We start from the raw sequence: 21,545 nt of genomic DNA on the forward strand, positions 1-21,545 counted from the left end.
TCGCGCTGGAAATTTTGTCGCCGCGCCGCTAGGATAGCCGGAAAAGAAAAGGCAATCCCCAAGAGGAGCCCGAGCAGTGAGCGTGACTTCCAACCGCAGGACCCTGTTGCTGGGTCTTTCGGCAGTGCTTCTTGGCACTGCCTCCTGTGGCCTGCCCCGGCCCGGCCCGAACAAGCGCGAGATCTTCGCCGGATCGGTGATGCGCAGGGGCGATGCCTTCATCGTCTCGGTCGATGACCATGTGGCGCGGGCGACCGCGGTGCAACCGGCGCTTGGCTTTTCATCGAGCTTCCAGAACGCGGGCGTCGTCGGCTCGGACACGATCAACCCCGGGGACACGCTGCAGCTGACGATCTGGGAAAACGTCGACGACGGGCTTTTGGCGCAGCAGGGCACGACCGCGACGCAGCTGACCGAAGTGCAGGTCGATGGCGCGGGCTATATTTTCGTGCCCTATGCGGGCAAGATCAAGGCGGCGGGCAATTCCCCCGATGCTTTGCGCAAGATCATCACCGAGAAACTGGACGCCCAGACCCCGGACCCGCAGGTGCTGATTGCCCGCGCCGCGGGCGATGGCGCCACCGTTTCCGTGATGGGGTCTGTCGGCGGTCAGGGCGTCTATGCGATCGAACGGCCGACCCGCACGCTGTCCTCGATGATCGCCCGCGCGGGCGGCGTGACGATCAAGCCCGAAATCACCAAGATCACCGTCAAACGCGGCGGCAAGCAGGGCACGGCCTGGCTGACCGATCTTTACAAGAACCCGAAGATGGATATCGCGCTGCGTCCGGGCGATGTGATCCTGGTCGAGGAAGACACCCGCGCCTTCACCTCGCTCGGTGCCACCGGGGCGCAGGCCCGGGTGCCGTTTGAAACCCAGACCCTTTCGGCGCTGGAGGCGATCGCCACCGTGGGCGGCCTGTCCTCGAACCTTGCCGATCCGAAGGGCGTCTTCGTTTTCCGGAATGAGCCGGCGGAAATCGCCCGGGTGGTGCTGGGCCGCACCGATCTCGTCGGCGATCAGCGCATGGTCTATGTGCTGAACCTGACCGAGCCGAACGGCATGTTCCTGGCCCGCGATTTCGTCATCCGCGACGGCGACACCGTCTATGTGACCGAAGCGCCCTATGTGCAGTGGCAAAAATCGCTTTCGGCGCTCACCGGGTCGGTTTCGACGGCGAATTCGCTCGACAGCCTCGCCTCCGGCAGCTGATGCCCGAGGAGGCCCCCTCCCGGCGGCTTTTTCCTTATACGGCCGGGTTTCTGGGCCAGCCGCGGCTGCGGGCGATCCTGCGGGCGGCGGGCTACAGCCTGCATCTTGGCCTGCCCGGGCCGGAAGATCGCGTCGTGGTCTGGGGCCGGTCGCCCTATTCCACCCGCGGCGAGGCGGTGGCGGCGCGGCGGAACGTCGGGCTGGTGCGGCTTGAAGATGCCTTCCTGCGCTCGGTCCATCCGGGGCGGGCGCTGGGCGCGGGCGGGCCGCTTGGCCTTTTCATCGACCCGTTCGGCGTGCATTTCGACGCCGCAACCCCCTCGTTGCTGGAGCGGATGCTGGCAAAGGAACCGCTTGACGACACCGCGCTTCTGGATCGCGCCCGCGATGGCATCGCCCGGCTGAAGGCGCTGAACCTGTCGAAATACAATGACTTCGACGAAACCCTGCCGCCGCCCACCCCGGGCTATGTGCTGGTGATCGACCAGACCCGGGGGGATGCTTCGATCTCGCATGGGGGCGCAACCGCGGCGACCTTCCGCGAGATGCTCGCCGTGGCGCAGATCGAAAACCCCGGCGCGCGGATCGTGATCAAGACCCACCCCGAGACCCGCGCGGGCCTGCGCCCGGGCCATTACGGGGCGGCGAATGAGGACGCCCGGACCGTGCTTTTGACCGATCCGGTCTCGCCTTGGGCGCTGCTTGAAGGCGCCATCGCCGTTTATACGGTGTCGTCGCTTCTGGGCTACGAGGCGATCCTGGCCGGTCACAAGCCGCGCGTGTTCGGCCAGCCCTTCTATGCGGGCTGGGGGCTGAGCGTCGATGAAAATCCGGTCGCGCGGCGGCAAAGGCGGCTCACCCGCGCGCAGATCTTTGCCGTCAGCCATATTCTGGCGCCGACCTGGGTCGACCCCTGCCGCGACCGGATCTGCCGCTTCGAGGAGGCGGTCGATCAGCTGGAAGCCGAGGTCCGCGCCTTTCGCGCCGACCGGGCGGGCCATGTCGCCACCGGCATGCGGCTGTGGAAACGCCGCCCGCTGCAACAATTCTTCGGCCGCGAAAGACCCCTGCGCTTCGTCGATCCGCCCGCGCGCGCCGCGGCGCTGGCACAGGAAACCGGCCGCAGCCTGCTGATCTGGGCGGGCAAGGAACCCCCGGGCTTCACCGCCCCCGCGCTGCGGGTCGAGGATGGGTTTTTGCGCTCCAAGGGCCTTGGCGCCGATCTGGTGCCACCCTTGTCGCTGGTCACCGATGCGCAGGGGATCTATTTCGATCCGAACCGGCCCTCGGATCTGGAAGATCTGATTTCCCGCCCCCGGCCCCCCGGCGGCCTCGCCCGGGCCGAGCGGCTGATGGCAGCCCTGCGCAAGGGCAAACTGTCAAAATACAACCTTGACGGGCATTTTCCCGATTTGCCCGCAGGCTATCGCATCCTCGTTCCCGGACAGGTCGAGGATGACGCCTCGATCCGCCTTGGCGCAGGCAAGACTTGCACAAATCTGGCCTTGCTGGCCCTTGCACGCACCCACAACCCAGGCGCGATTGTCCTTTTCAAACCTCACCCGGATGTCGAGGCCGGGCTGCGGCCGGGCGCCCTGCCCGAGGCCGAGGCCCTGCGCTTTGCCGACAAGGTCTTGCACAAATCGAACCCCATGGCGCTGATCGAAGCGGTGGACGAGGTCTGGACGATGACCTCGCTTCTGGGGTTCGAGGCGCTTTTGCGCGGCAAGAGGGTCACCGTGACCGGGGCGCCCTTTTATGCGGGCTGGGGGCTGACCCGCGACCTTGGCCCGGTGCCCGACCGCCGCAAAGCCCGGCCAAGCCTTGCGCAGCTGGTGCACGCCGCACTGATCGCCTATCCGCGCTATCTTGACCCCGTGACCCGCCGCCCCTGCCCGCCCGAGGTGGTGCTGGAGCGTCTCGCCCATGGGCCCATGCCCCGCCCCGGCCCGCTGAACCGGAGCCTTGCAAAACTGCAGGGGCTGTTCGCGGGCGTTGCTTTCCTGTGGCGTTAGGCGCGCAGCCAGCGCGCCAGAACATCGCCGCCGATCGGCTGCAGGCTGTCCAGCCGATAGCGCGGCGCCTCCGCCAGCCGCGTCAGGCCCAGATCCCCGATCCCGGGCCGCGCATCGCCGCCCAGCACCACGCCCGCGGTGAAACCGATCAGCTCATCGACCAGACCCGCCGCCATCAGACTGGCCGCAAACTGCCCGCCACCCTCGCAAAAGACCCGGGTCAGACCGCGCGCGCCAAGCGCCGCCATCAGCGCCACCGGGTCAAGGCCCGCCGTGCCCAAGGGCAGTTCGATCAGCTCCGCGCCGGTCCCGGCCCAGAAGGCCCGGGCTTCCTCGGGCGCCTCGGCCCCGTGCAAAAGCCACAAGGGCGCCTGCCCGAGCGATCCCGCAAGACGCCCCCGCGGCAGATCCAGCCGCCGCGACGCCACCACCCGCACCGGCGCCCGCAAGGGCTTGAAATGGCGCACCGTCAGCAGCGGATCATCCGCCCGCGCCGTGCCGCCGCCGACCAGAACCGCATCGAATCGCGCCCGCAGCGCCTGCACCTGCGCCCGCGCCTGCGGCCCGGTGATCCACTGGCTTTCGCCATTCGAAAGCGCGATCCTTCCGTCGAAACTCGCGCCCAGTTTCAGCGCCAGCAACGGACGACCCCTTTCGATCCGGCTCAGAAATCCCGCCTGAACCGCCCGCGCCTCGGCCGCCAGCACCCCGGTTTCCACCGCAATCCCCGCCGCGCGCAGCATCGCATGCCCCCGCCCCGAAACCCGCGGATCGGGGTCCTCCAACGCCGAGACCACCCGCGCCACCCCGGCCGCGATCAACGCCTCGGCACAGGGCGGGGTCTTGCCATGATGGGCGCAGGGCTCCAGCGTCACATAGGCCGTCGCCCCCCGCGCCGCCGCCCCGGCCTGATCCAGCGCCCGGCGCTCGGCATGCGGCCGCCCGCCCGGCTGGGTCCAGCCCCGCCCGACGATGCGCCCGCCCTGAACGATCACGCAGCCCACCGCGGGATTGGGCCAGACATTGCCCAAGCCCCGCCCGGCCAGCCCCAGCGCCAGCCGCATGAAGCGGCTGTCGGCCTCGCTCACTCGGCATCTCCGGCATGCGGGCGCAGCTCCGACACGAATTTGTCGAAATCGTCCGCCGCCTGGAAGTTCTTGTAAACGCTGGCAAAACGCACATAGGCCACGGTGTCGATCCGCGCCAGCGTCTCCATCACGATCTCGCCGATCGCGCGCGAGGGAATGTCGGTCTCGCCCAGACTTTCCAGCCGCCGCACGATCCCCGAGATCATCTGATCAATCCGCTCCGGCTCGATCGGGCGTTTCTGCATCGCGATCCGGATCGAGCGTTCCAGCTTGTCACGGTCGAAATCCTCGCGCCGCCCAGAGGTCTTGATCACCACCAGATCGCGCAGCTGCACGCGCTCATAGGTGGTGAAGCGACCGCCACAGGCCGGGCAAAACCGCCGCCGCCGGATCGCCACATGATCCTCGGCCGGACGGCTGTCCTTCACTTGCGTATCGACATTGCCGCAAAACGGGCAGCGCATGGCGTCCCCCCTCTATGTGTTCCTGCCTCATTTGGGGTCTGTCGCCCCGGTTATCCACAGGACTATAGGGGCGCTGCGAGGGATCGGGTAGCGCAAATGTGACGCCACCAGATACGGGGGCCCGAAACTGTTGCGGCGCGGACTCAGGGCCGCGCGCCGCGCCGGTCGCGTCTCAGGCCTTGGGCGCAGCCGGGGCCGGGGCCGTCGTCAGCGCCGCCGGTTGCGCCGCGGCGCGATCGCGGGCGTAAACGGCAAGGCATTCGGGCATGATGGCCATCACCTTGAGCTCCTTGGCAAAAGCGGTATCGACAGCCGCGGCCGACATCGGCTTCGACTTCTGCCCCGCCGGCGCCAGCGTGCCATCGCCCTTGCCGGTCACCAGCGCGAAAAGCCCCCCGGGCTCGGCGGTGACATAGGCAAAACAGGTGCCCTTTTGCGACATCCGCGGCGCCTTCGGATCGGCGGGCAGGCCTTCGACACAGGCACTCAGAACAAAGGGCAGCAACAGCAGACAGGCAGGGCGGCGGGAAGCAAAGGGCATGGCGACCTCGTGAAAATCCTTACGCACGGTAGCAGCCTGCACGACGGGGGCAAGGGGCAATGCGCTGCGGTTGCCCCGGCCCGCGCGATGCGGCATCCTGCGCCGAAGTCCTTGTTGCGCAGGCCCCATGTTCCGCCCCGCCCCCCTTGACAGCGAAACCCGCGCCCTGCGCGAGACCGGTCGGCTGCTGGTTCAGATCCGCTGGCTGGCGATTGCCGGACAGATCGCCGCCACGGTCTTTGCGGCGCGGGTGCTGGGCCTTGATCTGCCGCTGGACCGGATGGCGCTGGTGATCGCGGGGCTGGTCGGCTTCAACCTGATCGTCGCGCTGGCGCTGCGCCGCGACGCCCGGCTGCCCGATGCGGTGCTGGCGCTGCAGCTGGGCATCGACACGCTGACGCTGGCGGCGCTGATCGCGCTGGCGGGGGCGGCGGCCAGCCCCTTCGCGATGCTGCTGCTGGTGCCGCTCTTGCTGGCGCTGTCGCTGTGCTCGGCCCGTGCGGCGCTGCCGATCCATCTGCTGGCCAATCTCTGCGTGGCGGCTCTGGTGGGCTTCGGTCCGGTTCCGGGCACCGCGCTGGTGCCGGCCTTCGGGCTCAGCTCGACGCTGATGGCCTGGTTCGTGCTGCGGCTGCGGCTGACCGTGGCCGCGCGCGACCGCGCCATCGAAGACCTTCGCCGCGCCAAGGCCGAGGCCGATCAGCTGGCGGGGCTTGGCCTGCTGGCGTCCGGAATGGCGCACGAACTCGGCACGCCGCTGACCACCCTTGCGGTGACGCTGGACGACTGGGCCGAGGTCGGCCTGCCCGAAGGCGCGGCGCGGCAGAAGGATCTGGAAACCATGGTGGCGCAGACGCGCCGCTGCCGCGCCATCGTCACCCGCACCCTGCAGGCGGCCGGGCGCGAGCGGCTGGAAACCGCCGCCGCCGTCCCCGCCGAAGCCGAGATCCGCCGCATCCTGGCACTCTGGTCCGGCGCGCGCGGCCGCGCCCGGGTGCCGGTGCGGGCCGATCCGGGGCTGCGCGGGGCGCAGATGCTCTCGGCCTCGATCCTTGAAGCGGCGCTGATCAACCTGCTCGACAATGCCGAAAGCGCCGCCCCCGGCACCGTCACCGCCACGCTCTCCCGCCAGGGCAACCGGCTGATCCTGCGCCTTTCCGACCGCGGCCCGGGCTTTCCGGACCGCGTTCTGGCGCAGCCCGGCACGCCTTTCGCCTCGGGCACGGGGGCGCCGGGCCGCGGCCTAGGCCTGTTTCTCGCCCGCAATGCCATCGACCGTCTGGGCGGCCGGATGGCGCTGCGCAACACCGCCACCGGCGCCGAGGTGGAGATCGCCTTTCCCCTGCTCGACCGCCCCCAGACCGAGGAACCCGCCGATGCCCGCCCCTGACCGCTGCCTGCTGATCGTCGAGGACGACCCGCATCTGGCCGAAACCCTGGCTGGCGCCTTCACCCGGCGCGGCTACACCGTCCACACCGCCTTGCGCGAAGACAGCGCCATCGCGCTGGCGGCGCGGCTCAAGCCGACCCATGCGCTGGTCGATCTGAAACTGGCCGAGGGCTCGGGGCTGGGGGTGGTGAAGGCGCTGGCGGTCCTAGATCCGCCGCCCGCCATCGTCGTGCTGACCGGCTTTGCCGCGGTGGCGACGGCAGTCGAGGCGATCAAGCTTGGGGCCACGCAATATCTGGCGAAACCCGCCACCGCCCGCGAGATCGAGGCCGCCTTCGCGCACAAGGCCGGTATGGCGATGCCGGAAATCGAAACGCCGCAGGTCGGCGTGAAGGCGCAGGAATGGGAGCTGATCCAGCGCACCCTGGCCGAGACCGGCTTCAACGTCTCGGAAACTGCGCGACGGCTTGGCATGCACCGCCGCACCCTGGCCCGCAAGCTTGCCGCCCGCAAGGCCGCGGGCGAAGACCTTGGCGACATGGTCGATTTCGAGGACTGATCCCCCGGCCCCTGCTTTTGCTTGGTTCAAATACGCTGGGGGTCCGGGGGCGAAGCCCCCGGCGGGTCGCCGCGCGGCAGCGCGGCGAAATCTCTGCCCGTCAAGCGAAAGGGGCGGCGGTTTCCCCCGCCGCCCCTTCGGATCAAGGCCTCACAGCTCGCCGTCGCGGCGGCGGTCCTCCTGCATCTCAAACCACATCGCGTTCAGCACGCCGAACATCACCGCCACCGGCAGACCCAGAAGCCAGGCAAAATACCACATGTTGCGTCTCCCTCAGTAGGCGTTCGGATTGCGGGCGATGTCGTCGGGCCGCACCTTGCCCCAGAGCACCTTGTAGACCCAGGACGTGTAAGCCAGGATGATCGGCAGAAAGATCACCGTGCAGACCAGCATGATGAACAGCGTCATCTGCGACGACGAGCTGTCCCAGACCGTCAGCGAGGCCGAGGGGTTCAACGACGAGGGCAGGATGAAGGGGAACATCGTCAGCCCCACCGTCGAGACCACGCCGAAGATGCCGACCATCGAGGCCGTCACCGCCCAGCCGCTCCAGAGCCGCATCAGCACGACCGCACTGCCCAAACCCAGCACCGCCAAAGCCGGGGCAATCGCGATCCAGGGCCGGGTCTGATAGGCATCCAGCCACGAGCCGCCGCGCACCACCTCGGACAGCAGCGGGTTCGACGGGCCGAAGTGATCGGGCTCGGTCACGAAGTAATAGGCCGGGATGCCGAAAGCAAGCCACAGCCCCGCCAGCCCGAAGGTGACGATGGTCAAGACCCCCGCCCAGCTGCCGATCCGCCGCGCCCGCGCCTGCACCGCGCCCTCGGTCTTCAGAACCAGCCAGGTCGCGCCATGGGCGATGTGCATCGACAGCGACACGACCCCCACGAACAGCGCGAACGGGTTCAGCAAGCCCAGAAGCTTCGTCAGCGGATTGCCCGGATAGATCGGCAAGAGCGTGTCATCCAGCGTGAAGGGCACGCCCTGCAGCACGTTTCCGACCGCCACGCCAAAGATCAGCGCGGGCACCGCACCGCCCACCACCAGCGCCCAATCCCAGCGCGTGCGCCAGACATGGCTTTCGCGCTTGTTGCGATACTTGAACCCCACCGGCCGCAGGATCAGCGCCGCCAGCACCAGGAACATCGCCAGATAGAAGCCCGAGAAGCTGACCGCATAAAGCGGCGGCCAGGCGGCAAAGATCGCCCCGCCGCCCAGGATCAGCCAGACCTGGTTGCCCTCCCAGACCGGGCCGATGGTGTTGATGACGACGCGCCGCTCGGCGTCGGATTTCGCGACAAAGGGGTTCAGCGCCGCCACCCCCATGTCGAACCCGTCCGTCGCCGCAAGCCCGATCAAAAGGACGCCCAGCAGCACCCACCAGATCACGCGCAGGATTTCATAGCTCAGAAGTTCATGCAGGATCATGGTCTTACTCCGCAGGATGGGCAACGGGACGATGCTTGGCAGCCCAGGCATCGACGACTTCGATGTCATGCGTCGGCCCCTTGCGGATCGCCGCCAGCATCAGCCGGATCTCGATGACCAGAAGCACGGTGTAAAGCGTCACGAAGCCCGCAAGCGTCAGCACCACATCCCAGATCGACAGGTTCGAGACCGAGAGCGCGGTGGGCAAAAGCCCGTCCACCGTCCAGGGCTGACGGCCGAATTCGGCGACGAACCAACCGGTTTCGGCGGCAATCCACGGCACCGGGATCGCAAAGACCGCGACCCGCAGGGCCCAGGTCGGGAACCGCCCGCCGCGGAAGTTCGAGGTGAAGAACATGTAGCCGATCAAGGCCAGCATGAAGAACCCGGCGCCCACCATGATGCGGAAGCTCCAGAACAGCGGCGCCACCTGCGGCACCGTCTTCCAGGCCGCTTCGGTGATCTGCGCGTCGGTCGCCAGTTTCGGATCTTCAACCACCGTCGTGAGCAGCATCGCATAGCCCAGATCGGCCGAATGCGCCTCGAAGCTTTGCTTCACCTCGGGGGCGACATCGCCTTTCGCAGCGCGGATCTGCATCAGCGCGTCATAGGCGATCACGCCCGAGCGGATCCGCCCCTCGGCCTGGGCCACCAGATCCTTGATCCCGGGCATTTCGGTGGTCAGCGACCGCGTGCCGATCAGCCCCATCACATAGGGGATCTTGATGGCATATTTCGTCTCGCGTGCCTCCTGATCGGGGATGCCGAACAGGTTGAACGAGGCGGGCGCCTCTTCCGTCTCCCACATCCCCTCGATCGCGGCCAGCTTCATGCGCTGGTTATGCGTGGCCTCATAGCCCGACTCGTCGCCCAGCACGATCACCGACAGGCTCGCCGCCAGACCGAAGGCCGAGGCGACCGCGATCGAGCGCCGGGCGAGGTCAATGTGACGGCCGCGCAGCAGATACCAGGACGAGACGCCGATCACGAAGATCGAAGCGGTCACATAGCCCGCCGAAACGGTATGGACGAATTTCGCCTGCGCCACCGGGTTGAACAGAACGGCGAAGAAATCGACCAGCTCCATCCGCATCGTCATCGGGTTGAAAACTGCCCCCACCGGGTTCTGCATCCAGCCGTTGGCAATCAGGATCCACAGCGCCGAGAAGTTCGAGCCGATGGCAACGCCCCAGGCCACCAGCATATGCGCCCGCGCCGTCAGCTTTTCCCAGCCGAAGAACCAGATCCCGACCAGTGTCGCCTCAAGGAAGAAGGCCATCAGCCCCTCGATCGCAAGGGGGGCGCCAAAGATGTCACCGACATAATGGCTGTAATAGGCCCAGTTCATGCCGAACTGGAATTCCATGGTGATCCCGGTCGAGACGCCCAGAACGAAGTTGATCCCGAAGAGCGTGCCCCAGAATTTCGTCATCTGCCGCCAGATCGGGCGGCCGGTCATCACATAGACCGTTTCCATCGTGGCGACGAGGATCGACAGACCCAATGTCAGCGGCACGAACAGGAAGTGATACATCGCTGTCGAGGCAAATTGCAGCCGTGACAGCTCGACTAATCCGAACTCCATCTTATTCTCCAAGGTGGTTCGCCCGCAGCGTCCCTTGCGGGTATGTGGCTCAGCTATGGCCAAACCCGGTGCGGACCACCCCTGCGCGGCCTGTCGCAGAGGGACAAATTGTCACAGCGGCATTCCGGCAAGACGGCTGACCGGGATATCGGTCGGCGCCACCTTGGCACCTCCACACTTTCAATTCAATGAATATGTTTACCGAAAATGCAGGAATTGCGCCTCAGCGGCGGGTGATCCGCATCACCAGTTCCTCGCGCAAAAGGCCCTCGTCCTCGCCGCTGTCGCGGGCGAGACGCTTGAGGCCGAAATGCACCCGGGCAATGTCCTGATAATAGCTGGTGAAGGCGTAATTCACCGCCGCCCCCGCCACCGCGCCCAAGATCGGCACCGCCTGGGTGGCGAGCTTCTGGCCCAGCACAGCGGCCAGCCGCGGCGCCACCTTGGCGATCAGGCTGTTCAGCCCCGGCCCGGTGATCGTCAGCCGCGCCGCCAGAAAGCCCATGTCGGCGCCGTCATCGCGCGCCAAGGGCCCCGCGGCGGCGAAGACGCGCAGACATTCCAGCCGCACCTCCTCGCTGTCGGGGTCAAAACCATGTTCGGCGGCGATGCCCTGAATCGCGCGCAACAGCATCGTCACGGTGAACGGCAGTTCCGCCAGCGCCCCGGGCAGACCGCCAACGCCGCCCGCCGCCCCCATCGCGGTGGCCAGCGCGGTGTTGATCCAGTCCGGCCGGTCCGCCACCACCTCGCGCGAGCGGGTGGCGACGGTGAAGGCGGTTTCCAGCGCCCGTTCGGTGGCGCCCTCCAGCCGGTCGCGGACCGGGCTGGCAAGCTTGCCCAGAACCGTCTCGGCGCCGGTGCCGACCAGCGTGATCACCTGCATCATCGGCCCCGAGGCGGCACGGTGCCGACGCGCCAGCAGGTCCAGTTCCGCCGTCAGGCGCTTGTCGGTGACCGGATACAGGATTTCAGGTTGCATGGCTCCCCCTTGGCTTTCCCGGATATGGGATGGCCGGGCGGGGGGCGAAAGATCAGGGCAGGAACTTTTCCACCGGGCCGCGCACGCCTTCCCAGGCGCCGGGGATCAGCTCCAGCGCCAGAACCCGGTCGGGGTTGGTGGGGGGCGGCATCTCCACCCCCTCGATCTTCTCGAAGCCGAAACGGTTGTAATAGGGCGCGTCGCCCACAAGCAGCACCCGTTCCCAGCCCAGACGCCGCGCCTCGGCCAGGCTTTCGTGCATCAAAAGACCGCCCAGCCCCTCGCCCTGCCGGGTCGGGTGCACGGCGACCGGACCCAGCAACAGCACGCGCTGCCCGCCCACCTTGACCGGCCAATAGCGGATCACCGCCGCCAGAACGCCATCTTCGCGCAGCACAAGACACAGAGGGGCGACCTTTTCGACACCGTCGCGCAGCCGGTAGGACGAGAGCGCCGTGCGGCCCGGGGCAAAACACAGGTCATACAGCGCCTCGACCTCCCACCAGTCGGCTTCGGTCTCTTCTTCGAGCTGATACATGCCCCGACCCTTTGCGATTCGCCCTCGAAACGCGCCTAACACGCGGTTATGTCAGGTTCAAATCAAAGGAGCCGCGCATGTTCTACCGCCCCGACAAGGGTCACGACCTGCCCCATGATCCGTTCCACGCCATCGTCGCGCCGCGCCCCATCGGCTGGATCTCGACGCGCGGGCAGATGGGCGACAATCTGGCGCCCTATTCGTTTTTCACCGCCGTTTCGGCGAGCCCGGCGCAGGTGGTCTTTGCCTCGACGGCGACGAAGCCCGACCGCGGCGACACCAAGGATACGGTGACGCAGATCCGCGAAAGCGGGGTGTTTTGCGTCAATCTGGTCAGCTCGGATCTGGGGGCGCAGATGAACGCGACCTCGGCAATGCTGCCCGCGGGCGCGGACGAGTTTCTGGCGGCCGGGCTGGAAAAGGCCGGATGCGAGGTGATTGATTGCGCGCGCGTGGCGGCGGCGCCTGCGGCGCTGGAATGCCGTCTGGTGCAGATCGTGCCGCTTCTGGGGCAGAGCAACTTTCTGGTGCATGGCGCGGTGGTCGGCGTGCATATCCGCCCCGATTGTCTGCAAGACGGCCGTTACCTGCCGCCCGACCGGCTGAGCCGTCTGGGCTATCTGGATTACGCGACGGTGACCGAGACCTTCGAGATGGCGCGACCGTAAGGCGGTCTGGCCGAGGCCATTGCCGAGGCCACGCGAAACAGCGGTCCCGTGACCGCCGGGGGCCCAAAGGCCCTCGGCCAGCGCCCGCCCCGCGCCACTGGCGGGCGCTTCTCGCCCGCCGGGGCTTGGCGCTGACCTCTGTTCCGCTGGGGGCAGACGGTCTTGGGGCGACCCGGGCGCAGCGGGCGGGGAAAGGCGGTGCCTTTCCTGATCCGCCCGAACCGGCCGTCGGCCGGATCAGCCCCCGGTCCTCCGCCGCCTGCCCGTCTCGATCACCTGTTCGAACAGCGCCATGTAGCGCGGAGCGACCTGATCCAGATGATAGGCCCGGCCGCGTTCCGCCGCCGCCGCGCCCAGCCGTGCGCGGAGCGCCGGGTCGGTCGCCAGCCGCTCGATCGCGGCGATCCACTGATCATCCTCGCCGTTTTCGCCCACCGGCAACAGCACGCCGTTCACCCCGTCTTCGATCATCTCCGGGGCAAAGGTCGCGTTCGAGGCAATGACCGGCTTGCCACGGGCCAGGATCTCCATCAGCCCCCAGTTCCCCACCCCGAAGCGCAGCGGATACAGGAAGAGATCGACCTGCGCCAAAGCCTCGACGAAAGTGTCATAGGGCAGCTTGCCCGGAAACAGGATGCGCTCGCCGCCCGCCGGATAGGTCCGCACCAGATATTCGGCGAAACTCGCCCCCTTGCGGAAGTTGCGCTCGACCCATTGCTGTTCATAGCCATAGGTCGTGGCCTTCGGATCGCCGATCGCGGCAAAGCGCAGGCCCAGCCGATCCGCCGTGCCCTCGCGCACCAGCCGGTCGACCAGCCGCACGAAGATGTCGAAGCCCTTGCAATTCGACAGATCGCGGGCGGAAAACCCGATGGTGAAGGGGCCGGGCGGGGCGGGCGGCAGCGGCTTGATCTCGAAGCCCTCGAACTGCACCGCCACCCGCGGCTGCAATTCCGCGGGCAGCAGACTGCGCGCATAGGCCGAGGGCACGATGGTCAGATCCGATTTCAGGATCTGGTGAAAGCTCAGCATCTCCATGTTGCGGTCGGCCAGCCGCTGGCTTTGATCGGGCGGATAGCGCCTGTCCCAGCCATGCGCGGCATAGCTGGGAAACTCGATATAGGAGGCGATGGCGGCGTCGATCTCGTCATACAGAAACATCGGCGCCCCCCAAAGACCATGGGCGAAGACAAGGTCGATCCGGGTCGTCTTGCGCAGCTCGGTCAAAGCGCTCAGCACGCCCCGCGAAATCCGCGCCGAGCGTTCGGTCTTGTCGGAATAGTAATAGCTTTGCGCCCCGGTGATCTGCCCGTCGGGGGTGAAGGGCAGAAGGCGTTTGTATTTGTCGCCATGGGTCTGCACATGGCCTTTGGACGTCAGATACCAGGTTTCGGCCAGCCCGGCGGCATGCAGATATTCGGCCAGACCGTTGAACTGGCCGGGGGTGACGGCGGAAACGAAGACGATCACGGGTTTCATGGGCGCAGGTTAGGCGCGGGCAAATGGCCGTGCAAGCGGGGCTCTGCCCCGCACCCCGGGATATTTCGGCCAAGGTGAAAGATCAGCGTTTCAGCCGCCTTGCCCCCGCCAGAAGCGTGTAGACGCCCGAGGCGACGACCAGCGCCGCGCCCGCAAGCGTCGCGGCATCCAGGCTTTCGTGGAAGACGAGGATGCCAAGGATCAGCGCGAACAGCAGGCGGGTGTAGCGGAAGGGGGTGACGACGGCGACCTCGCCCAGGCGCATCGCCTTGGTCAGCGCCCAATAGGCGGTGACGCCAAAGAGGATCGCGCCAAGGACCGGCAGCAGGCTGACGGGCGTGGGCATCACCGCCCCGCCGGTGACCGCAAGGATGATGCCGCCCGCCGGGATCAGCGCGGCAAAGCCGTAAAGCCCAAGCTGGAAATTCGTCAGCACCTTGGGCGCGGCGCGGGTGGCCAGATCGCGCCCGGCAAAACCGAGAAGCCCGAGCACCGTCCAGAGCGCCGCGGGCACGAAGCCCTCGAGCCCGGGGCGCAAGATCACCAGCACGCCCAGAAAGCCGATGCCGACCGCCGCCCAGCGCGCCGCCCCCACCCGTTCGCGAAAAAACAGCGCCGCCCCCGCCACGACGACAAGCGGCGTCGCCTGCAGAATCGCCGAGGCGTTCGAAAGCGGTGTCAGCGCGATGCCAAGCGTGTAGCCCAGCCGCCCGGTGATCTCGAACCCGGCCTTGATGCCCATCAACCGGCTGGCCACCGCCGGATGCCAGAGGCCTTGCCCCGAGGCCAGCGCCAGCGCCGCAAAGCAGATCATCCCGCCCGCGCCAAAAAGCATCAGCACCTCGCCCACCGGCAGGCTTTGCGCCGCCTTCTTGACGAACATGTCCTCGAGCGCGAAGAGCGCCATGGCCAGCGTCATCAGCCCCGCGCCGCGGATGTTCTCGGCGCCCAGTTCGCTTCGGTGGTCCATGTCTTCTCCCTGCCCTGAGGTGTAAATATGACGCGGAGCGGCGGAGTTCTATGGTCTTTTCCGTTCCGCCGCGCCCGCCTAAGCTGCGCGCGGCCGCGAAGGGCCAGGGCGAGGACTTTGGAATGACTGCAGACCGGATGATCGGGGTGATGGGGGGCTCGGGTGTTTATGACATCGACGGGCTCGAAGATGCGACATGGCAGCCGGTGGAGACCCCCTTTGGCGCGCCCTCGGACGAGATCCTGACCGGGCGGCTTCATGGCGTGCGGATGGCCTTTCTGCCGCGGCACGGGCGGGGGCACCGCTTCACCCCCTCGACGGTGAATTACCGCGCCAATATCGCGGCGATGAAGATGATGGGCGTGACCGATCTGGTCGCCGTGTCTGCCGTGGGTTCGCTGAAAGAGGAATATGCGCCCGGCGATTTCGTCATCGTCGATCAATATATCGACCGCACCTTTGCCCGGGTGAAGACCTTTTTCGAGACCGGGCTGGTCGGCCATGTCTCGGTCGCGCATCCGGTTTGCGGCCGCCTGTCGGCCCATTGCGCCGAGGCCGCGCGGGCGACGGGCGTGAAGGTGCACGAGGGCGGCACCTATGTCGCGATGGAGGGGCCGCAATTCTCGACGCTGGCCGAGAGCCGCCTTTACCGCAGCTGGGGCGCCGACGTGATCGGCATGACCGGCATGCCCGAGGCGAAATTGGCCCGCGAGGCCGAGCTCTGCTATGCCTGCGTCGCGATGGTGACCGATTACGATTGCTGGCATCCGGACCATGATGCGGTCGATGTGGCGCAGGTGGTGGCCACGGCGATTGCCAATGCCGGAAAGGCCCGCGCGCTTGTGGCCGCGCTGCCGGGGCTCCTCAAGGGCCCGGCCGAGCCCTGCGAAAAGGGCTGCACCCATGTGCTCGATGGCGCGATCATGACCGCCCCCGCCAAGCGCGACCCCGAAGTGATTGCCCGACTGATGCCCGTGATGGGCCGCGTCCTGAAAGGCTGACCCATGAAGACCGTCAAGGATTACATCCGCACCATCGCCGACTTCCCGCACGAGGGGATCATGTTCCGCGATGTCACCACGCTTTTTGCAGATCCGCGCGGCTTCCGCATGGCGATCGACCAGCTTTTGCACCCCTGGGCGGGCGAGCAGATCGACAAGGTCGTGGGGCTGGAAGCGCGCGGCTTCATTCTGGGCGGCGCCATCGCGCACCAGCTCTCCAAGGGCTTCGTGCCGATCCGCAAAAAGGGCAAGCTGCCCGGGCAGACGATTTCGCAATCCTACAAGCTCGAATATGGCGAAGCGATCATGGAGCTGCATGACGACGCGATCCAGCCGGGCGAAAAGGTTCTGGTGGTCGATGACCTGCTGGCGACGGGCGGCACCTGCGAGGCGGCGATCAAGCTGGTCGAGCGTCTGGGCGGCGAGATCGTCGGCTGCTCCTTCATCGTCGATCTGCCGGAACTTGGCGGGCGCAACCTGCTGCGCGATCTGGGCATGCAGGTGCATGTCCTGTGCGAATTCGACGGCGCGTAAGGCGGTCCGACAGGGCCCCGGGGGCGCCCTTCGGGGCGCCTTTTCCTTTTGGGGCCGCGGCCAGAAGAAAACTCCGCGAGGTTAACGCGCTTAACCTTTTGACAACCCGAATCGCGCTACTGAGAGCGGGCCTGATGGTTCGGCTGCTTGCAAACACGTGAACCAAAAGTGCCGCGCCCTGCCGCCCCCGGCAGGGCGCATTCCTTTCCGGCCCATCTCAGCCCGCCGCGGGCAGGATCACCCCGGGGTTGAGGATGCCGCGCGGATCAAGCGCCGTCTTGATCGCCCGCATCATCGCCATCTTCGCCGGGGCCGCCGTGCGCGCCAGCTCGCCGACCTTCAGCCGCCCGATACCATGTTCGGCCGAGATCGAGCCGTCAAACCGCTCCACCACCAGCCGATGCACCGCTTCCATCACCCCGGAGCGGATCGCCTCGTAGTCCTCGCGCCGCCGCCCCGCGGCCGGGAAGACGTTGAAATGCAGATTGCCGTCGCCGACATGGCCGAAACAGTTGAGACGGAAATCGCCCATCTCGCGCAGCATGTCCGTCGCGGCCGCGATGAAGGCGGGAATATCGGCCCCCGGCACGGCGATGTCATGGCTGGAAATCGCGCCGATGCGGCGGTTGGCCAGCGGGATCGATTCGCGCATCTGCCACAAAGCCGCCGCCTGCGCCCCCGATTGCGCCACGACCGCATCGCTCACCAGATCGCCCGCGGCCTCGTAAAGATCGGCAAAGGCCGCCTCGGCCTCCATCCCTGCGGGCAGGCCCAGTTCGATCAGCACCGACCAGTCGGGATCGGCGGCAAAGGGAAGCGCCACCTCGGGGCCGACTTCGCGCAGAAACGCCAGCCCCTGCCCGGAAATCAGTTCAAAGGCCGAGACACAGCCCGCGAACCGCGCCTGCGCCAGCCCCAGAAGCGCCACCGCCGCCGCAGGCGAGGGCACGGCCAGCAGCGCCACCCCCTCGACCGCCGGGGGTTCATGCAGCCGCAGGCTGGCCGCGGTGATGATGCCCAGCGTGCCCTCGGAGCCGATGATCAGATCGCGCAGATCATAGCCGGTGTTGTCCTTGGCGAGCCGCTTCAACCCGTGCCAGATCGTGCCATCGGCCAGAACCACCTCCAGCCCCAGACACAAAGCCCGCGCCGAACCATAGCGCAGCACGTTCACGCCGCCCGCATTCGTGGCCAGACAGCCGCCGATCTGCGCCGAGCCCTGCGAGGCCAGCGTCAGCGGAAACCGCTTGCCCGCCGCCGCCGCCGCGTCATGGACCGCCTGAAGCGTCGCCCCCGCCTCGATCACCAGCGCCTGGCCATCGACCTGCCGTACCGCCCGCATCCGCTCAAGGCTCATGAGCACCGGCACCGGCCCATCCGCCGCAACCTGCCCGCCGACAAGCCCGGTGCCGCCGCCAAAGGGCACGACCCCCACCCGTTCGGCATGACAAAAGGCCAAAAGCGCCGAAACCTGCGCCACCGTCTCGGGCCGCGCCAACACCCCGGCCTGCCCCCGCCAGCGCCCGCGCGGTTCTTCCAGATAGCGGGGCTCGGCCGCCCCCAGCCAGAGCCCCGGCACCGCCACGGCCAGTCGTTTCACAAAAGCAGCATCCGCCGGGTTCAGCACGGCCTTCCCCTTCATCTTGCCTCAAATATCCCGCGGGGGGCCCGTGGGGCGCGAAGCCCCCCGGCTTCCCCGGTCGATCCCGGCTTCCTCAGCCGATATCGGTGCGCCCGCGCCGATCCGGGCGCAGGTTGGCGTAAAGCACATGGTTGCGCCAGCGCCCGTTGATCTGCAGATAGGCCTGCGCGACGCCCTCGTATTTGAAGCCGGATTTCTCCAGCACCCCGCGCGAGGCGGCGTTTTCCGGCAGGCAGGCGGCCTCGATCCGGCTCAGATCCATCGGCCCGAAAGCATGATCGACCACCGCCGCGATCGCCTCGCGCATGAAGCCCTGCCGCGCGTAACGCGCGCCGACCCAATAGCCCAAGGTGCCCGCCTGTGCCGGACCGCGGCGGATGTTGTCGAGCGTGATCGCGCCCAGCACCCGCCCCGTCGCCCGCTCGATCAGGAAGAACGGCAGCGCCGTGCCCGCAGCCTCCGCCCGGGCCGCCCAATAGACGCGGTTGGCAAAGGCCTTGCGGCCCAGATGCTCGGCCGACCAGGCGGGTTCCCAGGGCGTCAGGAACTCGCGGCTTTCGGCGCGCAGGCTGGCCCAGTCGCGAAAGTCGGAATGCAGGGGCAGACGCAGCGTCATCCGCTCGGTCTCGACCTGGGGTTTCCGACGCCGCAGGAACATCAGGCCGCCAGCCTCCGCCGCAGCCCGTCCAGATCCGGCGCCGCTTCGGCCGGCCCGTAAAGCGCCAGCGCCGTGCGATCTTGCGCGATCATCCGGCCTGCATAGGACCGCACCGCCTCGACCGTCACCCCGTCGATCAGCGTCGACACCTCATCCAGCCCCGGCACCCGGCCCCAGATCGCCAGATTGCGCGCCATCCGCTCGGCCCGGCTGGACGGGCTTTCCAGCCCCATCAGCATCCCCGCCTTCATCTGCGCCCGCGCCCGGGCCACTTCGGCCTCGGTCATGTCCTCGGCGGCACGCTTCAGCTCGTCGATGGTCAGACCGCAGAGATCCGCCACTTCCTCGCCCGAGGTGCCCGCATAGATCGTGATCATGCCGGTATCGTCATAGGCCCCGGCCTGCGCGAAGATCGAATAGCACAATCCGCGTTCCTCGCGGATCTTCTGGAACAGCCGCGAAGACATGCCGCCGCCCAGCGCCGTCGCATAGACCTGTGCGGTGTAAAGATCGTCGTCGCGGTAGCCCGGCCCTTCGAAGGCGAGCGCGAAATGCACCTGCTCAAGGTCTTTCAGCTCGCGCCGTTCCTGCCCCGACCAGAGCGCCTTTTGCACCGCGGGCGCCCCCACCGGGCGCAGAGGACCGAAAAGCGTCTCGGCCTGTTTCACGATCGCGGCGTGATCCACGGCACCCGCGGCCGAGAGGATCATCTGATCCGGCCCGTAATGTTCCGCCACGAACCGCTCGAAATCCGCGCGGCCGAAGCGGGCGATGTTTTCCGACGGCCCCAGGATCGTGCGCCCCATCGCCTGATCGGGGTAGGCGGCCTCTTGCAGCCAGTCGAAGATGATGTCGTCGGGCGTATCCAGCGCCTGACCGATCTCCTGCAAGATCACATGGCGTTCGACCTCGATTTCACGCGGGTCGAAAACCGAATTCAGCACGATGTCGGAAATCACATCCAGCGCCAGACCGACATCGGCCTTGAGCACGCGGGCGTAATAGGCCGTCGCCTCGCGCGAGGTATAGGCGTTGATATAGCCGCCCACATCCTCGATCGCCTCGGCGATCTGGAGCGCGGAGCGGGTCTTCGTGCCCTTGAAGGCCATATGTTCCAGAAAATGCGCGATGCCGTTCTGGTCCAGCCGTTCATGGCGGCCGCCCGCCAGAACCCAGACGCCGACCGAGGCCGAGGCAAGGCCCGGCATGCGCTCGGTGACGATGCGCAGGCCGTTCGGCAGCGTGGTCAGCTCGATCATGCGCGGGGCTCCCCAAGGGTTCTGGCCTTGCGGATCAGCGCTTCAAGGGCGGCCAGATCATTGGGCACCCGCGTCACCCGCTCGGGCCGCTCGAAAAGATCGGCCATGCGCGGCGGCAGGCCGGGGCGCCGCCCGGTCGCGGCCTCGACCGCATCGGGGAATTTCGCCGGATGCGCGGTGGCGAGCGTCACCATCGGGACCTCGGGGCGGGCATGTTCATGGCCCACGCGGACGCCCACGGCCGAATGCGGGCACAAAAGCTCGCCCGACCGCGCCAGTTCGTCAGTGATCGTCTGCGCGGTCTCGGCCTCCGACACGCGCCCCGAGGCATAGGTCTCGCGCAAAGCTTCCAACGCGCCTTGGGACACGGTGAAGCCGCCCTGGGTCTTCAGCTCCTCCATCAGCTGCGCCACGGCAGCGCCGTCCTTGCCATAGGCCCAGAACAGCGCGCGCTCGAAGTTCGAGGAAATCTGAATGTCCATCGAGGGGCTGATCGAGGGTTTCACCCCGTCCATCCGGTATGCGCCCGTCGAAAGGCAGCGGTGCAGGATGTCGTTCTGATTCGTCGCGATCACCAGCTGCTCGATCGGCAGGCCCATTTCCCGCGCGATGAAGCCCGCGAAAATGTCGCCAAAGTTCCCGGTCGGCACGGTGAAGCTGATCTTGCGACCGGGCGCCCCAAGGCTGACCGCGGCGGTGAAATAGTAAACGACCTGCGCCAGCACCCGCGCCCAGTTGATCGAGTTCACGCCCGCCAGACCCACCTCGTCGCGGAAGGCGAAGTCGTTGAACATGTCTTTCAGCCGGTTCTGGCAATCGTCAAAGGTGCCCGACAGCGCCAGCGCATGCACGTTGCTCTCGGGCGGTGTCGTCATCTGACGGCGCTGCACCTCCGACACCCGGCCATGCGGGAACAGGATGAAGACATCGACATTGTCCAGCCCCTTGAAGGCCTCGATCGCCGCCGAACCGGTGTCACCCGAAGTCGCGCCGACGATGGTGATGCGCTTGCCCTGTTTGGCCAAAGCGATCTGGAACAGCTGCCCGATGATCTGCATGGCGAAATCCTTGAACGCCAGCGTCGGGCCGTGGAAGAGCTCCAGCAGGAAATGGCCGGGCGCAAGCTGCACCAGCGGCGCGCGGGCGACATGGCCGAAGCCCGCATAGGCCTTGGCGATGGCGCCGCGCAGCTCTTCCTCGGTGAAGGTGTCGCCGACAAAGGGCGCCATGACGCGATAGGCCACCTCCTCGTAGCTTTGCCCCGCCATCGCGGCGATCTCGTCCTTGCTCAGGCTCGGCACCGTTTCGGGGACGTAAAGTCCGCCGTCGCGGGCGAGCCCGGTCAGCATGGCTTCGGCAAAGCTCAGGACCGGGGCCTGCCCCCGGGTGGAGATATAACGCATCTGTCGCCCTTCGATTTCGGTAACGCCTGATACGCGAGAACGGAAACCTTGTCAGCCCCAAGCATGCAAGGCCGGGGCGGTGCCGCCCTCGCTTTTGCGCGATTGCCTTTCCTTTCGCCCGGGGC

The 21,545-nt window shown here is 67.4% G+C and carries 21 protein-coding genes; 7 read left to right on the top strand and 14 right to left on the bottom strand.

Annotated elements, in window-relative coordinates; genetic code table 11:
- Positions 1–82: 82 nt before the first annotated feature.
- Together ACTTAG_RS16080 and ACTTAG_RS16085 are read left to right on the top strand one after the other, a co-directional pair.
- Positions 83–1,213 (top strand): polysaccharide biosynthesis/export family protein, encoded by a 1,131-nt coding sequence (locus tag ACTTAG_RS16080; protein ID WP_444465263.1) that lies wholly within the window; start codon positions 83–85, stop codon positions 1,211–1,213.
- On the top strand, positions 1,213–3,228 hold the full coding sequence (locus ACTTAG_RS16085; protein ID WP_444463214.1) for a capsular polysaccharide biosynthesis protein: 2,016 nt from the start codon (positions 1,213–1,215) through the stop codon (positions 3,226–3,228). The genes ACTTAG_RS16080 and ACTTAG_RS16085 overlap by 1 nt, the downstream gene beginning before the upstream one ends.
- On the opposite strand, the gene ribD is transcribed toward ACTTAG_RS16085, so the two are convergent.
- The 3 genes from ribD to ACTTAG_RS16100 form a co-directional block, all read right to left on the bottom strand.
- Positions 3,225–4,316, bottom strand: a complete 1,092-nt coding sequence (gene ribD / locus ACTTAG_RS16090) for a bifunctional diaminohydroxyphosphoribosylaminopyrimidine deaminase/5-amino-6-(5-phosphoribosylamino)uracil reductase RibD (RefSeq protein ID WP_444463215.1) — start codon at positions 4,314–4,316, stop codon at positions 3,225–3,227. The genes ACTTAG_RS16085 and ribD overlap by 4 nt on opposite strands.
- Entirely contained in the window at positions 4,313–4,780 is a 468-nt protein-coding gene (gene nrdR, locus ACTTAG_RS16095) for a transcriptional regulator NrdR (RefSeq protein ID WP_444463216.1), read from the bottom strand. Before nrdR ends, ribD begins: the two co-directional genes overlap by 4 nt.
- Positions 4,781–4,952: 172 nt before the next feature.
- On the bottom strand, positions 4,953–5,321 hold the full coding sequence (locus tag ACTTAG_RS16100) for a hypothetical protein (protein WP_444463217.1): 369 nt from the start codon (positions 5,319–5,321) through the stop codon (positions 4,953–4,955).
- Positions 5,322–5,448: 127 nt separating this feature from the next.
- On the opposite strand from ACTTAG_RS16100, the gene ACTTAG_RS16105 reads away from it, so the two are divergent.
- Both ACTTAG_RS16105 and ACTTAG_RS16110 read left to right on the top strand, forming a co-directional pair.
- Entirely contained in the window at positions 5,449–6,711 is a 1,263-nt protein-coding gene (locus ACTTAG_RS16105; protein WP_444463218.1) for an ATP-binding protein, read from the top strand.
- Positions 6,698–7,270 (top strand): response regulator transcription factor, encoded by a 573-nt coding sequence (locus tag ACTTAG_RS16110; RefSeq protein WP_444463219.1) that lies wholly within the window; start codon positions 6,698–6,700, stop codon positions 7,268–7,270. The genes ACTTAG_RS16105 and ACTTAG_RS16110 overlap by 14 nt, the downstream gene beginning before the upstream one ends.
- Before the next feature lie 150 nt (positions 7,271–7,420).
- Here the strand turns inward: ACTTAG_RS16110 and cydX are convergent, their stop codons facing one another.
- The 5 genes from cydX to ACTTAG_RS16135 all read right to left on the bottom strand — a co-directional run bounded on the left by cydX (position 7,421) and on the right by ACTTAG_RS16135 (position 11,806).
- Complete coding sequence (gene cydX / locus ACTTAG_RS16115; protein WP_065118417.1) at positions 7,421–7,531, bottom strand: cytochrome bd-I oxidase subunit CydX; 111 nt, start codon at positions 7,529–7,531, stop codon at positions 7,421–7,423.
- Between the two features lie 12 nt (positions 7,532–7,543).
- A complete protein-coding gene (gene cydB / locus ACTTAG_RS16120) occupies positions 7,544–8,701 on the bottom strand; it encodes a cytochrome d ubiquinol oxidase subunit II (RefSeq protein ID WP_444463220.1) in 1,158 nt (385 codons plus the stop codon).
- A 4-nt stretch (positions 8,702–8,705) separates the two neighbouring features.
- Entirely contained in the window at positions 8,706–10,286 is a 1,581-nt protein-coding gene (locus tag ACTTAG_RS16125; protein WP_444463221.1) for a cytochrome ubiquinol oxidase subunit I, read from the bottom strand.
- Positions 10,287–10,509: 223 nt separating this feature from the next.
- On the bottom strand, positions 10,510–11,268 hold the full coding sequence (locus ACTTAG_RS16130; RefSeq protein ID WP_444463222.1) for an EcsC family protein: 759 nt from the start codon (positions 11,266–11,268) through the stop codon (positions 10,510–10,512).
- 52 nt (positions 11,269–11,320) lie between these two features.
- Positions 11,321–11,806 carry a GNAT family N-acetyltransferase gene (locus tag ACTTAG_RS16135; RefSeq protein WP_444463223.1) on the bottom strand — a complete coding sequence of 162 codons (486 nt, stop codon included), beginning with the start codon at positions 11,804–11,806 and terminating at the stop codon, positions 11,321–11,323.
- A 77-nt stretch (positions 11,807–11,883) separates the two neighbouring features.
- On the opposite strand from ACTTAG_RS16135, the gene ACTTAG_RS16140 reads away from it, so the two are divergent.
- Positions 11,884–12,474: a flavin reductase family protein gene (locus tag ACTTAG_RS16140; RefSeq protein ID WP_444463224.1), complete on the top strand. Its 591-nt coding sequence runs from the start codon at positions 11,884–11,886 to the stop codon at positions 12,472–12,474.
- Between the two features lie 237 nt (positions 12,475–12,711).
- Here the strand turns inward: ACTTAG_RS16140 and ACTTAG_RS16145 are convergent, their stop codons facing one another.
- Positions 12,712–13,953: a glycosyltransferase gene (locus tag ACTTAG_RS16145; RefSeq protein ID WP_444463225.1), complete on the bottom strand. Its 1,242-nt coding sequence runs from the start codon at positions 13,951–13,953 to the stop codon at positions 12,712–12,714.
- Positions 13,954–14,035: 82 nt separating this feature from the next.
- Entirely contained in the window at positions 14,036–14,923 is an 888-nt protein-coding gene (locus ACTTAG_RS16150) for a DMT family transporter (protein ID WP_444463226.1), read from the bottom strand.
- Between the two features lie 122 nt (positions 14,924–15,045).
- On the opposite strand from ACTTAG_RS16150, the gene ACTTAG_RS16155 reads away from it, so the two are divergent.
- Both ACTTAG_RS16155 and ACTTAG_RS16160 read left to right on the top strand, forming a co-directional pair.
- Positions 15,046–15,924 carry an S-methyl-5'-thioadenosine phosphorylase gene (locus tag ACTTAG_RS16155; protein WP_444463227.1) on the top strand — a complete coding sequence of 293 codons (879 nt, stop codon included), beginning with the start codon at positions 15,046–15,048 and terminating at the stop codon, positions 15,922–15,924.
- Between the two features lie 3 nt (positions 15,925–15,927).
- Positions 15,928–16,458 (top strand): adenine phosphoribosyltransferase, encoded by a 531-nt coding sequence (locus ACTTAG_RS16160; protein ID WP_013068789.1) that lies wholly within the window; start codon positions 15,928–15,930, stop codon positions 16,456–16,458.
- Between the two features lie 217 nt (positions 16,459–16,675).
- Here ACTTAG_RS16160 and ACTTAG_RS16165 read toward each other — a convergent pair whose 3' ends face one another.
- The 4 genes from ACTTAG_RS16165 to thrC all read right to left on the bottom strand — a co-directional run bounded on the left by ACTTAG_RS16165 (position 16,676) and on the right by thrC (position 21,420).
- Positions 16,676–18,100 carry an FAD-binding oxidoreductase gene (locus tag ACTTAG_RS16165; RefSeq protein ID WP_444463228.1) on the bottom strand — a complete coding sequence of 475 codons (1,425 nt, stop codon included), beginning with the start codon at positions 18,098–18,100 and terminating at the stop codon, positions 16,676–16,678.
- A gap of 73 nt (positions 18,101–18,173) precedes the next feature.
- Positions 18,174–18,758: a GNAT family N-acetyltransferase gene (locus ACTTAG_RS16170; RefSeq protein WP_444463229.1), complete on the bottom strand. Its 585-nt coding sequence runs from the start codon at positions 18,756–18,758 to the stop codon at positions 18,174–18,176.
- Positions 18,758–20,017: a M16 family metallopeptidase gene (locus ACTTAG_RS16175; protein ID WP_444463230.1), complete on the bottom strand. Its 1,260-nt coding sequence runs from the start codon at positions 20,015–20,017 to the stop codon at positions 18,758–18,760. Before ACTTAG_RS16175 ends, ACTTAG_RS16170 begins: the two co-directional genes overlap by 1 nt.
- A complete protein-coding gene (gene thrC / locus ACTTAG_RS16180) occupies positions 20,014–21,420 on the bottom strand; it encodes a threonine synthase (RefSeq protein ID WP_444463231.1) in 1,407 nt (468 codons plus the stop codon). The genes ACTTAG_RS16175 and thrC overlap by 4 nt, the downstream gene beginning before the upstream one ends.
- Positions 21,421–21,545 lie beyond the last annotated feature (125 nt).

The organism is Rhodobacter capsulatus (genome assembly GCF_052363185.1).
GTDB lineage: Bacteria > Pseudomonadota > Alphaproteobacteria > Rhodobacterales > Rhodobacteraceae > Rhodobacter > Rhodobacter capsulatus_E.